Annotated in this window: 11 protein-coding genes; 8 read left to right on the forward strand and 3 right to left on the reverse strand. The window is 68.0% G+C overall.

Translation table 11 applies throughout. The features are described 5' to 3' along the window. Nucleotides 1–11: 11 nt before the first annotated feature. Together lpdA and ACI3KT_RS02785 are read right to left on the reverse strand one after the other, a co-directional pair. On the reverse strand, nt 12–1385 hold the full coding sequence (lpdA, locus tag ACI3KT_RS02780; RefSeq protein WP_404902425.1) for a dihydrolipoyl dehydrogenase: 1374 nt from the start codon (nt 1383–1385) through the stop codon (nt 12–14). Further along, nucleotides 1382–2860, reverse strand: coding sequence for a leucyl aminopeptidase (locus ACI3KT_RS02785; RefSeq protein ID WP_404902428.1), 1479 nt, complete (start codon nt 2858–2860; stop codon nt 1382–1384). The genes lpdA and ACI3KT_RS02785 overlap by 4 nt, the downstream gene beginning before the upstream one ends. A 114-nt stretch (nt 2861–2974) precedes the next feature. On the opposite strand from ACI3KT_RS02785, the gene ACI3KT_RS02790 reads away from it, so the two are divergent. The 6 genes from ACI3KT_RS02790 (at nt 2975) to ACI3KT_RS02815 (ending at nt 9170) form a co-directional block, all read left to right on the forward strand. Beyond that, nucleotides 2975–3916: a proteasome assembly chaperone family protein gene (locus ACI3KT_RS02790; RefSeq protein WP_292909008.1), complete on the forward strand. Its 942-nt coding sequence runs from the start codon at nt 2975–2977 to the stop codon at nt 3914–3916. A 188-nt stretch (nt 3917–4104) separates the two neighbouring features. Then, complete coding sequence (locus tag ACI3KT_RS02795) at nt 4105–5343, forward strand: RNA polymerase sigma factor (protein ID WP_292909010.1); 1239 nt, start codon at nt 4105–4107, stop codon at nt 5341–5343. Next, the gene (locus ACI3KT_RS02800; RefSeq protein WP_404902431.1) at nt 5340–6659 is read left to right on the forward strand and encodes a MurT ligase domain-containing protein; all 1320 of its coding nucleotides are present in this window, start codon (nt 5340–5342) and stop codon (nt 6657–6659) included. Before ACI3KT_RS02795 ends, ACI3KT_RS02800 begins: the two co-directional genes overlap by 4 nt. Continuing rightward, complete coding sequence (locus ACI3KT_RS02805; RefSeq protein ID WP_404902434.1) at nt 6656–7438, forward strand: type 1 glutamine amidotransferase; 783 nt, start codon at nt 6656–6658, stop codon at nt 7436–7438. Before ACI3KT_RS02800 ends, ACI3KT_RS02805 begins: the two co-directional genes overlap by 4 nt. Then, a complete protein-coding gene (locus ACI3KT_RS02810) occupies nt 7438–8136 on the forward strand; it encodes an alanine racemase (protein ID WP_404902437.1) in 699 nt (232 codons plus the stop codon). Before ACI3KT_RS02805 ends, ACI3KT_RS02810 begins: the two co-directional genes overlap by 1 nt. Beyond that, nucleotides 8133–9170 (forward strand): alanine racemase, encoded by a 1038-nt coding sequence (locus ACI3KT_RS02815; RefSeq protein ID WP_404902440.1) that lies wholly within the window; start codon nt 8133–8135, stop codon nt 9168–9170. Before ACI3KT_RS02810 ends, ACI3KT_RS02815 begins: the two co-directional genes overlap by 4 nt. Before the next feature lie 41 nt (nt 9171–9211). On the opposite strand, the gene ACI3KT_RS02820 is transcribed toward ACI3KT_RS02815, so the two are convergent. Then, entirely contained in the window at nt 9212–9427 is a 216-nt protein-coding gene (locus ACI3KT_RS02820) for a hypothetical protein (RefSeq protein ID WP_404902443.1), read from the reverse strand. A 182-nt stretch (nt 9428–9609) separates the two neighbouring features. Here ACI3KT_RS02820 and ACI3KT_RS02825 point away from each other — a divergent pair, with 182 nt between their 5' ends. Then, a complete protein-coding gene (locus ACI3KT_RS02825) occupies nt 9610–11694 on the forward strand; it encodes a type IIA DNA topoisomerase subunit B (RefSeq protein WP_404902446.1) in 2085 nt (694 codons plus the stop codon). A gap of 84 nt (nt 11695–11778) precedes the next feature. Then, complete coding sequence (locus tag ACI3KT_RS02830) at nt 11779–12690, forward strand: arginase family protein (protein ID WP_404902448.1); 912 nt, start codon at nt 11779–11781, stop codon at nt 12688–12690. The last annotated feature ends 4 nt before the right edge of the window (nt 12691–12694 follow it).

Here is a 12694-nt window from a genome sequence, read left to right on the forward strand (position 1 = left end):
CCGATTGGTGCTCAGAGGGCGTGAAGCGGCTTTCCGGCCAGCGCCAGGAAGGCCTCGCCGAGCGCTTCGCTCTGGGTGGGGTGTGCGTGGATCAGGGGCGCGATGTCCTCGGGGTGCGCCTCCCACACGACGGCCAACTGGCCCTCGGTGATGAGTTCGCCCACGCGATCGCCGAGCAGGTGGACCCCCAGCACAGGGCCGTCCTTCAGGCGGACCACCTTGACCAGGCCACCGGTGCCGATGATCTCGCTCTTGCCGTTGCCGGCGAGGTTGTACTCGTACGAGGCGACGGCATCCGCTCCATGCGCGGCGACCGCCGATTCCTCGCTGAGGCCCACCGACGCGACCTCTGGACTCGAGTATGTGACCTTCGGGATCTGCGAGTCCGGAATGTTCACCGGCGACAGGCCTGCGATGCGCTCGGCGACCGCGATGCCCTGCTGAAAGCCCCGGTGCGCGAGCTGAAGGCCGGGGACGATGTCGCCCACCGCCCAGACGCCCGGGACGCCGGTGCGGAGATCCTGATCGACCGTCACGAAACCGCGGTCGAGAGCGACGCCTGCCTCTTCGAAGCCGAGGTCGGCGGTGACCGGCCCGCGGCCGACGGCCACGAGCAGGTAATCGGCGGTGAACTCCTTGCCGTCCTCCAGAGTCACGGTGACGGAGTCGTCGTCCTGCACGGCTGAGGCGAACCGGATGCCGAGGGAGTACTGGATGCCGCGACGCCGGAACGCCCGCTCGAGTCCCTTGCTTAGCGCGATGTCCTCATTGGGGACCAGGTGAGGCAGCGCCTCGATGATGGTGACCTCGGCGCCGAAGGATCGCCACACGCTCGCGAACTCGACTCCGATGACTCCGCCGCCGAGGATCAGCACGCGTTCGGGGATCACATCGAGGGCGAGCGCCTGCTCGCTGGTGAGGACCCGTCCGCCGATCTCGAGCCCCGGCAGGGTGCGACTGTACGACCCTGTGGCGAGGACGACATCGGATCCGACGTAGACGTCGTCGCCCACGCTCACCGATCGATCGGTGTTCAGGCGCCCCGTGCCGGCGACGGTGGTGATGCCGCGTGCCTTGACGAGTCCTTCGAGACCCTTGAACTTCTTGGCGACGATGCCCTCTCGATAGGCGCGCACGCCGGCGGGGTCGATACCGTCGAGCGTCGCCGAGATGCCGACGTGCGCGGCGTCTCGGACGTGCTCTGCGACCTCGGCGGCGTGCAGGAGCGCCTTGGTCGGGATGCAGCCTCGGTGCAGGCAGGTCCCGCCGACCTTGTCCTTCTCGATGAGCGCCACGGATTTGCCGAGCTCGCTGGCGCGGAGAGCAGCGGCGTAGCCGCCGCTGCCGCCACCCAGGACGACGACGTCGAAGGTGTGTGTGGTCATGATCTTGCCTCCTGGTGGGATGCGTCTGCGAAGGCGATGATCGATCGGACCATCGCCCCCGTGGGGCCCTTCTCGATGAAGCCGTAGGGTGCGCCGTTGTGCTCGCTCGAGCCGGCGATGTCGAGGTGCACCCAGGGGATGCGGGGTGCGTCGTCGGCGTCGGACGTGCGGCCGATGAAGCGCTGCAGGAACAGGCCGGCATAGGATGCGCCGCCCATCCGGTCACCCATGTTGGCGTTCTGCAGGTCGGCGATGGGCGAGTCCATCGCATCCTCCAGATACGCCGGAAGGGGCATGTGCCAGGCTGGTTCGTCGACAGCATCCGCGGCGGCGAGGAACTCCGCCACCGTCGCGTCGTCGCCGAACACGCCGGTGTGACGGTGGCCGAGAGCGGCGACGATGGCGCCGGTCAGGGTCGCCACGTCGATGATCACATCTGGATGCTCCCGGCTGGCGGCGACCAGTCCGTCGGCGAGCACGAGACGGCCCTCCGCATCGGTGTTCGTCACCTCGACCGTGGTGTCGTCGAGCATGCGCAGGATGTCGCCGGGGCGGATCGCCCGGCCCGACGGCATGTTGTCGGTGATGCACAGCCATGCCGTCATGCGCACGGGAACGCGGAGAGCTGCGACGGCCCGGAGGGCGGCGAGGGCAGTGGCGGCGCCCGCCATGTCGAACTTCATGCCGACCATGGAGGCGGCGGGCTTCAGCGACAGACCTCCGGTGTCGAAGGTGATGCCTTTGCCGACGAGGGCGATGTGCCGCAGCGCCCCGGCGGGGGAGTAGTCGAGGCGCACCAGACGCGGCGGGCGGTCGGAGCCCTGTCCGACGCCGAGAATCCCGCCGAAGCCCTGCTCGGCGAGCGCCTTCTCGTCGAAGATCTCGACCGAGACGTCGAGTCCGTCGACGCTGTCGGCTGCGCTCTGCGCGAGCTGCGCGGGGCTCTGCCATTCCGCGGGCACGTTCACGAGGTCCTTGACGAGTGCGACGGCGGCGCCGACCGCGTTCGCCCGGGAGATCGACTCGTCGCTGATGTCGGCGTGGAGCACGACATTGCGGGCACGCGCCTTGGGCGGGTCGGCCTTGTAGCCGTCGAAGCGGTGACCGCCCAGCACGGCGCCTTCGGCCGCGGCATCCGCGAATCCCTCGAGGCCGGAAGCAAGAGAGAGCGAGACCGTCTCGAACCCGGTGAGGGTGCGCAGGGCCGCGCCGACGGCGTTCCGCACCGCGGCGGCGGTCGGCGATGCACCCGCTCCGACCACGGCGAGCGGCACGGAGGTGACGTCGGGAGCGTAGACGCGGGCGAAGGCCGAGGCGGCACCGGTGAAGCCGACGGCGGCGAGGCTCTCTGCGAGGCCGGGGTATGCGGCGAGGGAATCGATCGAGTCCGAGATGTCGGGCACGACGAGCACTGCGGCATCTGCAGCGCTTCCGGGGAACGGGTCTGTGGTGCGTGAGAGCGCGGGAAGCGTCATGACTCCATCCTAGAGAGCCGGTGCACCGGGCTCGGCCGTACCCGGCCGTGGCGTGTTCGCTGTCAGCAAGACCGGCGCCGCCCCCAAGACCGACACGGCTCGTAGCATGGAAGCATGCCCAACCCTTCAGACATCCACGAACGCGTCGCGAACGCCCCGGCGGTGCCGCACGGCCTTCCGCTCGTCGTCCTGCTGACCGGTTTCACCGATGCGGGCAGCGCGGTGTCGGGGCTCATCGACCACCTCCGTGAGAGTGCGGATCTGCAGCCCGTCGTGGTCTTCGACAACGACGCGCTGCTCGACTACCGGGCTCGCCGCCCGGTCATCTCCTTCGACCAGGATCATCTGACCGAGTTCCGCCCGCCGCGTCTCGAACTGTCGCTGGGCACTGACGCGCTGGGACAGAAGTTCCTGCTGCTGGCCGGCTACGAACCCGACTTCCTCTGGAACGAGTTCGCACGAGTCGTCCTCGCCCTCGCCGATGAACTCGAGGTGTCCGGCATGAACTGGGTGCATTCGATCGCCATGCCCGTGCCGCACACCCGGCCCATCGGCACCACGGTCAGCGGCAATCGACGCGAGCTCACCGTGGCGCATTCGGTGTGGCGGCCGCGCACCCAGGTGCCTGCGACCGCGGGCCACCTGCTCGAGTTCCGCTTCGCAGAGCGAGGCGATCGGGTCGTGGGCTTCGTACTGCTCGTACCGCACTACCTGGCAGAGACCGAGAATCCGGATGCCGTGATCACGGCGGCCGAGCGGCTGATGGCCGCCACGGGACTCGTGCTGATGCTCGACGAGGTGCGGGGCCGGCGCGAGGACTACCTGGCGCGCGTTGACGAGCAGGTCATCGGCAACGATGAGCTGCAGCAGATGGTGCACAATCTCGAACGCCGCTACGACGCCTACATGGCCGGACGCGATCCGGAGGACGGCTCGTACGACGAGGGCGGCTTCAACGAGCGCGACCTTCCCAGCGCCGACGAACTCGCGGCCGAACTCGAGCGCTACCTCGCATCGCGCCCGTCCGGCGACGACGACAAGCAGGGCCGCGGCTGAGTGACAAGCAGGGCCGCCGCTGAGTATTGCGGGGCAATCCCGAGCGAATGCACCCGCACTCCGATACGTGTGCGATACTAGGTGTCTGACCCGTTGTCAATCAGTCTTTTCGGAGGCTGGACTTGACAAGGGTCTTACTAGTGTCCGAAAGTCCCGGGGCGATGCAGCTGCCCCGTGAAAGGCGAAACGTGACTCCTGCCACGACAAACAAATCCCGGACGAAGAAGACCGCCGACGCGCCTCAGACCGACGAGCAGGTCGACGCGGTCGAGGAGAAGGCCGTGCCCAAGACGGCGGCGCAGCGTGCCGCCGCGAAGCGTGCTCCCGTGAAGAAGAAGAAGTCCGACGACATCGTCGAAGACGACGATGCACCCGCCGCGCCGGCCGAGGATGCCGACGACGACGACGAGGACGCCAAGCCCAAGTTCACCGAGCCGCTGCCGACAGGCGCGATCGTCATCTCGTCGAACGATGACGAGGACGTCCCGGTCTACTCCACGCAGATCACGGGCGCGACGGCCGACCCTGTCAAGGACTACCTGAAGCAGATCGGAAAGGTCGCGCTTCTGAACGCGGCTGAAGAGGTCGAGCTCGCGATGCGCATCGAGGCGGGTCTGTTCGCCGAAGAGAAGCTCTCGACGATGACGGCAGCCGAGAAGACCAGCCAGCTGGGTCTCGACCTGCAGTGGGTCGCCCGCGACGGTCAGCGTGCCAAGAGCCATCTGCTCGGTGCCAACCTTCGTCTCGTCGTCTCCCTCGCCAAGCGTTACACGGGCCGCGGCATGCAGTTCCTGGATCTGATCCAGGAGGGCAACCTCGGTCTCATCCGCGCGGTCGAGAAGTTCGACTACACCAAGGGCTTCAAGTTCTCGACCTACGCAACGTGGTGGATCCGCCAGGCGATCACGCGTGCCATGGCCGACCAGGCCCGCACCATCCGCATTCCTGTGCACATGGTCGAGGTCATCAACAAGCTCGCCCGCGTGCAGCGCCAGATGCTGCAGGATCTCGGCCGCGAACCCACGCCCGAGGAGCTCAGCCGTGAGCTCGACATGACGCCTGAGAAGGTCGTCGAGGTGCAGAAGTACGGTCGCGAGCCGATCTCGCTGCACACGCCTCTCGGTGAAGACGGCGACAGCGAGTTCGGTGACCTCATCGAGGACACCGAAGCGGTCGTGCCGGCTGATGCGGTGGGCTTCACGATGCTGCAGCGCCAGCTCGAGCAGCTGCTCGACTCCCTCTCCGAGCGCGAAGCCGGCGTCATCCGGATGCGCTTCGGCCTGGGCGACGGCCAGCCCAAGACGCTTGACCAGATCGGAGACACGTTCGGCGTGACGCGTGAGCGCATCCGTCAGATCGAGTCGAAGACGATGGCGAAGCTGCGCCACCCGAGCCGGTCGCAGTCGCTGCGGGACTACCTCGAATGATGTCGGGCGCACCTCAGGCGCGCTCGGCAGGTATCCGCTACGTCTTCCCCGTCCTCGCGGGAAAGCTCGCGCGGTTCGCCACGCGGCTGCGCGGTGGTGGATCGGCGTTCCCCGGCTATCTGACCAACCGGCTGGCGCCCACACTGCTCCCGACGCTCGCCGGACAGTTCCGATACGGCGTGGTCTTCGTGCTGGGCTCGAACGGGAAGACCACGACGACCCACATGATCAGCGAGGTGCTGCGCGCACACGGGCTGAAAGTGTTCACGAACCCCACGGGCGCGAATCTGCCTCAGGGCGTGACAAGCGCTCTCCTCGCCGACGCCACCCTGACGGGCCGCATCAAGGCCGACGTCGCGGTGCTCGAGATCGACGAGGGCTACGCGGCTGATCTCGCCGACCGGCTCTCACCCGCGGTGATCCTGTCGTTGAACGTGCAGGTCGACCAGCTCTACCGCTTCTACGAGACCGAACGCGTCGCAGACATGATGCTCGAGGCCTCCCAGCGCGCGTCGGCACACGTCGTCGTGAATCGCGACGACCCGTATCTGAGCAAGATCGATGCGAGCGCCATGCGCGGAGAGGTATCGTTCTTCGGCGTATCGAGCGAACTCGTCGCCGCATCCGCCCACGGCCTCGCCAACGCGGCGGATACGCGCAGCGGCATCGCGGGGATCCTCGACCACGAGGCGTACGCCGAGGTGATCAGCGCCGAGGGGCGCAAGGTGGTCGTGCGTGTGGACGGCACGGATGCGCCGATCACGCTGCCCGCCCGAGGTCTGCACTACGCGGCTGACGCTGCGGCGGCATTGACGGTGGCCTCGCGGGTTCTCGGCGCCGACTTCGCTGTCGACAAGGCGGCGAACGGTTTCGCGAAGATGGCTCCGGCATACGGACGCGGTGAGGTCATCCCGCTGCGCCGCGACCCCGCCGGCGAGCAGGTCGAGTTCGTGATGTTCAAGAATGCGCCGAGTCTGCAGATGAATCTCGACGCTCTCGAAACCGCGCCCGATCGCGCTCTGATCGCGATCGACGAGGGCACGCCCGACGTCTCCTGGCTCTACGACGTCGACTTCGACGTGCTGAAGCGCATCGACGTCGTGACCGGCGAGAAGGCGTACCAGCTCGCCCTCAGCCTCGAGCATGCCGGTGTCGAGATCGGCGTCGTCGAGCCCGACATGGAGAAGGCCGTCGCGCTCATGCGCGCCCTGACGCCCTCGCCGTCAGGCACCCAGACCTGGTTCGTCAACTACGAGCTGATGATGATCGGGCGACGGCTGCTCGGTCACGGAGATCAGGAGATCGCCCGCCGATGACCGACACCGTGCGTATCGTCCAGCTCTATCCCGTCGAGCTCGGCATCACCGGAGACCGCGGCAACGTCCGCGCTCTGCAGGTGCGTCTCGAGCGAGCCGGGGTCCCCGTCGAGGTGGTGCATGTGGGTATCGGCGACCCGCTTCCCGCTGACGCGGACATCCTCGTGTTCGGGAACGGCCCGCTCTCGGCCATGCGCCTGGTCGCAGACGATCTGCGGGCGCGCTCGGCGGAGCTCGAAGCCTTCGTCGCCGCCGGCGGTTCGCTGTTCTCGATCGGCGCTTCTGCAGAACTGCTCAGTGAAGGCGTCGACCTGCTCGACGGCGAGAAGCTCGAAGGCCTCGGCATCTTCCCGTTCCGAGTCGCACGCACTCGCGAGCGCAACGTCGGCTACATCATCGCCGACACCGTCGACGGCCGGGTCATCGGTTTCGAGGACCACGCGTCGCGGTGGATGCTCGGAGCGGATGCCGTGCCGTACGGCGCCGTCGTGGCGGGCAAGGGAAGCTTCGCCCGCGCCGGAGGCGTCGGTGATGAAGGCGGTAGCGGCGCAGGCGAGATCGTCCGGCGCGGAGAGGCCTACGCGTCGAACGTGCAGGGTCCGGCGCTGCCGTTGAATCCGCAGTGGGCGGACGCGATCCTCTCGGCGGTGACCTCGCGTCGCGGTATCGAGTGGTCGGCTGGCGAAGCTCACGCTCATCTGAACGAGTACGCCGACGGCGCTCGTGCGGCGATCGAGCACCTCATCCACAGCAAGGACTTCCGTACGATCGGACTCTGATGCTCTCCAGCAGTGCGCTTCCTCGCGCGGTGATCTCCCGGTCGGCGCTCACCGCGTCGGCCGCCGCGGCCGTCGCGGCCGGAGGCCGCATCGCGGATCTCCGGCGTGACGCGTGGGGGCACGGCGTCCTCACGGTCGGGCAGGCCGCGCGTGTCGCCGGCATCGCGCACGTGCTGGTCGATTCACAGAGCGAGGCCGAGGCGCTCGCTCTCGAGGGGATCGATGCAGTCGTCGACGAAGAGCCCGACATCGATTCGACGCTGCTGTACGGACTGCCCGATGCCGACGGCGTGCTCGCCAACCGCCCTATCCTGCGTCTCGCCGGGCGCGTGCTGTCCACGAAGCGGCTGAAGCCCGGCGATGCCGTGTCGTACGGGTACACGCACCGTGCGTCCGAGCACACGGTCGTCGCACTGGTCACAGGCGGCTATGCGCAGGGGATCGTGCGGGCGCTCGGGAACAACGCGCACGTCGAGGTCGACGGCGTAGAGCGGCCCATCATCGGCCGTGTCGCCATGGACGTGTGCGTCGTCGACCTGCAGGGGCACGAGGCGGCCGTCGGCAGCGAGGTCACCTATTTCGGGGGCATCGGACCGGCCGCTCCAGCGCTGGCGCGTTGGAGCGCGGTCACCGGCCTCACCGTCGCCGAGCTCGTGGCAGTGACCGGTTCGCACGCACAGAGGGAGTGGGAAGCATGAGCCGGCCCGAGCTCCGCCTGAGCAGTGAGCAGTTCATCGCGAACATCGAGGCCGTGCGCACCCGCATCTCGCCGTCGGTCCTCATGCTGGTCATGAAGGACGATGCGTACGGGCACGGCATCACATGGGCCGTGGAGACCGCGCAGCGCGCCGGCGTCGACTGGTTCGGCAGCTACGACGTGGCAGGCGGAGTGGAGATCAGGCGCATCCTCCAGCGACCTGCGGACGTCTTCGCCTGGGCCACGTCGACGGATTCCGAGATCGACGAGGCGCTCATGCAGCGGATCGATCTCGGCGTCGGCACCGCGGAGTACCTCTCGCGGGTCATCAGCCGGGCGACGGTTCTCGGTATCCGGGCGCGCGTGCATCTGAAGATCGACACCGGTCTGCACCGCAACGGAGTGCTGTTCGAAGACTGGCCGGCGACCATCGACGCGGTCCGCAGGGCTGAAGAGGCCGGCGCGCTCGTACTCGTGGGCGTGTGGAGCCATCTCGCCGAGGCGAGCGACGCGGAGGACGATGATGCCCAGCAGGTGTTCCTCCGCGCGATCACGACGGCGGCAGAATCAGGGCCGACGCCGCAATGGCAGCATCTGACGGCGTCCGCAGCCTCGTGGTGGCGCCCCGAACTCCGGGGGACCCTCTCGCGCATCGGCGCTTTCTGCTACGGCATCCGCTCGGCTGACGGTCCCGAGCTCGAGGGTGTTCTTCCGGTGGCCGAACTGACGGCGACCGTGATCGACGTGGTCGACGAGGGCGCGGTGATCTCGATCGGGTCCTTCGACGGTCTGCCGTCCACGCTGGCGGGGATGCCCGTGGGTACTGAGCGGGGCACGCGGATCGTCGCGTCGATCGACCTCACGACATCGCTCGTCGAAGGCGGGGGACTGGAGGTCGGCGACCGCGTCTGGATCTTCGGCACGGGAACGCACGGCGAGGCGACTGCCACGACGCTCGCGGAGCGGATCGACACGGTCGGCGAAGAGATCCTCACCCGACTCACGGCGCGTGTACGGCGAGTGGCCTCGGACTGAGCGGACGGTTCAGGAGCCGGCTCCTGAACCTGACGACGGACTCAGGCCTCGATGAGGCGGGCAGTCTCGTCGTGCCAGCTGGTGGCGATGCTGCGGAGCTTCTCTTCGTACTTGCGGCCGTGGTGGGCGCAGAAGAGCATCTCGGTGCCATTGACCTCGGCGGCGATGTACGCCTGTGCGCCGCACGAGTCGCAGCGGTCCATGGCGGTCAGCCGGAACTCTGCGGCGGAGGCCTCACGTTCGGTCGTTGCATTCATCTCGGTGCCTCCTTGAGTGTCGGGTTCGCTGTCGGGACTTGATCAATACAACCACGCGGAGCCTGGGTGCATGCCCGGATCACGGCGTGTTTCGCTCAGCGCGTACGTCCGGGGCCCCAGGTGGCTCCGTCAGGGGAGTGTCTGCAGCTCACAGCGGGGTCCGACGAATAGACTCGGAGATTGTGACAGCCGAGTATTCCGCCCATCATCTTCAGGTTCTTGAGGGGCTCGAGGCCGTCCGCAAACGCCCGGGCATGTACATCGGGTCGAACGGATCCCCGGGCCTCATGCACTGCCTCTGGGAGATCATCGACAACTCCGTCGACGAGGCGGTCGCCGGCAACGGCACGAAGATCGACATCATCCTGCACTCCGACGGCAGCGTCGAGGTGCACGACCGCGGTCGCGGCATCCCCGTCGACGTCGAACCTCGCACCGGCCTGACGGGCGTCGAGGTCGTCTTCACCAAGCTCCACGCCGGCGGCAAGTTCGGCGGCGGCTCCTACGCGGCATCCGGCGGCCTGCACGGCGTCGGCGCGTCCGTCGTGAACGCGCTCTCCGAGCGCCTCGACGTCGAGGTCGATCGTGGCGGCAAGACCTACGCTATGTCGTTCCGTCGCGGCGAACCGGGCAACTTCGACGACAAAGGCGGAGAGAAGCATCCGGATGCTCCGTTCACTCCGTTCCAGGAGAAGAGCGAGCTTCGCATCGTCGGCAAGACGCCCCGCGGCGTAACCGGGACGCGCATCCGCTACTGGGCTGATCGTCAGATCTTCACGAAGGACGCCGCGTTCCAGCTCGGCGAACTCGAGACGCGGGCGCGGCAGACCGCGTTCCTCGTCCCGGGGCTCGAGCTCGTCGTCCGCGACCAGCGGGCCGAGGAGCAGAACGAGACCTCTTACCACTACGAGGGCGGGATCTCGGAGTTCGTCGAGTATCTCGCGTCCGACGCTCCCGTCACTGACACCTGGCGCATCCAGGGCGAGGGGACCTTCAAGGAGACCGTCCCGGTGCTCCAAGCGGACGGACACATGGTCTCGACCGAGGTCGAGCGGGTCTGCGGCGTCGACATCGCGCTGCGCTGGGGAACGGGCTACGAGACGACCACCAGATCGTTCGTGAACATCATCTCGACGCCGAAGGGCGGAACCCACCAGCAGGGCTTCGAGCAGGAGCTGCTCAAGGTGCTGCGCACGCAGGTCGAGCAGAACGCCCGCCGGCTCAAGGTCGGGGCCAATGACAAGCTCGAGAAGGACGACGTCCTGGCGGGGCTCACCGCTGTGCTCACCGTGAACGTTCCCGAACCGCAGTTCGAGGGCCAGACCAAAGAGGTGCTCGGCACCCCCGCCGTGCGTCAGATCGTCGCGCAGGTCCTGCGCAAGGATCTCGGCGAGCGGTTCAGCTCCACCAAGCGCGACGACAAGAGTCAGGCGACCCAGCTGCTCGACAAGATCGTCGCGGAGATGAAGGCACGCGTGTCGGCGCGCGCGCACAAGGAGACGCAGCGGCGCAAGAACGCCCTCGAATCCTCGACCCTGCCGACCAAGCTCGTGGACTGCCGCACGAACGAGGTCGAGCGCAGCGAGCTGTTCATCGTCGAGGGCGACTCGGCTCTGGGCACCGCGAAGAACGCGCGCAACAGCGAGTTCCAGGCGCTGCTGCCGATCCGAGGCAAGATCCTCAACGTTCAGAAGGCGTCAGTGGGGGACATGCTCTCCAACACCGAGTGCGCATCGATCATCCAGGTGATCGGCGCGGGCTCGGGGAGCAGCTTCGACATCGGCGCGGCGCGCTACGGCAAGGTGATCCTGATGAGCGACGCCGACGTCGACGGGGCGCACATCCGCACCCTGCTGCTGACGCTGTTCTTCCGCTACATGAGGCCGCTGATCGAGGAGGGGCGCGTGTTCGCCGCCGTGCCCCCGCTGCACCGTGTGATCGTGATGAACCCGGGCTCGAAGCCGAACGAGACCATCTACACGTACAGCGAGCAGGAGATGCACGCCCTGCTGACGAAGCTGAAGAAGGCCGGCAAGCGCTGGCACGAGCCGATTCAGCGGTACAAGGGTCTCGGCGAGATGGATGCCGAGCAGCTGGCGTCAACCACCATGGACCGCGGAGGGCGCCTGCTGCGCAGGGTGCGCATGGAGGATGCCGAGGCCGCCGGCCGCGTCTTCGAACTGCTCATGGGCAACGAGGTCGCGCCGCGCCGGGAGTTCATCATCGAGTCGTCCGACCGGCTCTCTCGCGAGTCGATCGACGCCTGACCTCCGGGCGATCCGTGGAGCTGCGGGAGCGCCCGGCCTGCGTGTTCGCAGGAGCCGCACCGCGCCTCCTGCGAGGATGGGGCGATGATCGCGATCGTCTCGGCGCCGTCGAACCTGGGCCTACGCCCTCCGCAGCGGGGCGCTGTTCCCGGCACGGCCAAGGCACCGGAGGCGCTGCGGGAGGCCGGGCTGCACGCCTCCCTCGCCCGACGTGCGTTCGATGCCGGAGTCGTGCTTCCCGGGCGCTATCTGGATGACGAGAGACGTCCAGCGGGCACGGTGCGCAATCAACCGGCGCTGATCGATCATGCCCGTCGTCTGGCGCGCCGGCTCGTCACCCTTCGTCGCGAGGGCCATGCGCCTCTCGTGCTCGGCGGTGACTGCAGCCTGGTGATCGCCGCCGGTCTCGCCTCGAAGGTCAGCGGTGGCGGGGGCCTCGTGCACGTCGATGGGCACACCGACTTCCGCCACCCAGGCAACAGCGATTCCTACGGCGCGCTGGCCGGTGAGGACCTCGCCGCGGCGATCGGACGTCATCTTCCCGGGATCGCCGACATCGACGGGCTCGGCCCGTACTTCGATGCCGCGGCCGCGGCCCACGTCGGATGCCGTCGTGAGGATGAGGAGATCGCCGAAGTCTCCGACGCCATCGCCCTGATGATCCCTGCAGATCAGGTCATCCTCTACGGCGCAGCACGCGCCGCATCGCGAATCCTGTCGGTGCCGGGACTCGACTACGGGTTCTGGCTGCAGATCGACGTCGACGTGCTCGATCCTGCGCACATGCCGGCGGTCGACAGCCCTGACCCCGGCGGACTGTCGCCCGATGAGCTGGTCGATCTCCTGCGCGTGCTCGCTCCCCGGGCCTGGGGAGCCTCTGTGACGGTGTTCGACCCCGACCTCGACCCCGACGGCGCCCACGCGCGAACCGTGGCCGCCATCGTGTCCGAGGGACTCGTGCACCTCGGCGAGGAGGCCGCTGCTCCGACCGTGTGATGGC

Source organism: Microbacterium sp. ZW T6_19 (assembly GCF_044987465.1).
Classification (GTDB): Bacteria; Actinomycetota; Actinomycetes; order Actinomycetales; family Microbacteriaceae; genus Microbacterium; species Microbacterium natoriense_A.

Coding starts and splice junctions, on each gene's coding strand:
- ACI3KT_RS02785 (WP_404902428.1), bottom strand. CDS start 2,860: ATGACGCTTCCCGCGCTCTCACGCACCACAGACCCGTTCCCCGGAAGC.
- ACI3KT_RS02805 (WP_404902434.1), top strand. CDS start 6,656: ATGACCGACACCGTGCGTATCGTCCAGCTCTATCCCGTCGAGCTCGGC.
- ACI3KT_RS02815 (WP_404902440.1), top strand. CDS start 8,133: ATGAGCCGGCCCGAGCTCCGCCTGAGCAGTGAGCAGTTCATCGCGAAC.
- ACI3KT_RS02790 (WP_292909008.1), top strand. CDS start 2,975: ATGCCCAACCCTTCAGACATCCACGAACGCGTCGCGAACGCCCCGGCG.
- ACI3KT_RS02830 (WP_404902448.1), top strand. CDS start 11,779: ATGATCGCGATCGTCTCGGCGCCGTCGAACCTGGGCCTACGCCCTCCG.
- ACI3KT_RS02820 (WP_404902443.1), bottom strand. CDS start 9,427: ATGAATGCAACGACCGAACGTGAGGCCTCCGCCGCAGAGTTCCGGCTG.
- lpdA (WP_404902425.1), bottom strand. CDS start 1,385: ATGACCACACACACCTTCGACGTCGTCGTCCTGGGTGGCGGCAGCGGC.
- ACI3KT_RS02810 (WP_404902437.1), top strand. CDS start 7,438: ATGCTCTCCAGCAGTGCGCTTCCTCGCGCGGTGATCTCCCGGTCGGCG.
- ACI3KT_RS02800 (WP_404902431.1), top strand. CDS start 5,340: ATGATGTCGGGCGCACCTCAGGCGCGCTCGGCAGGTATCCGCTACGTC.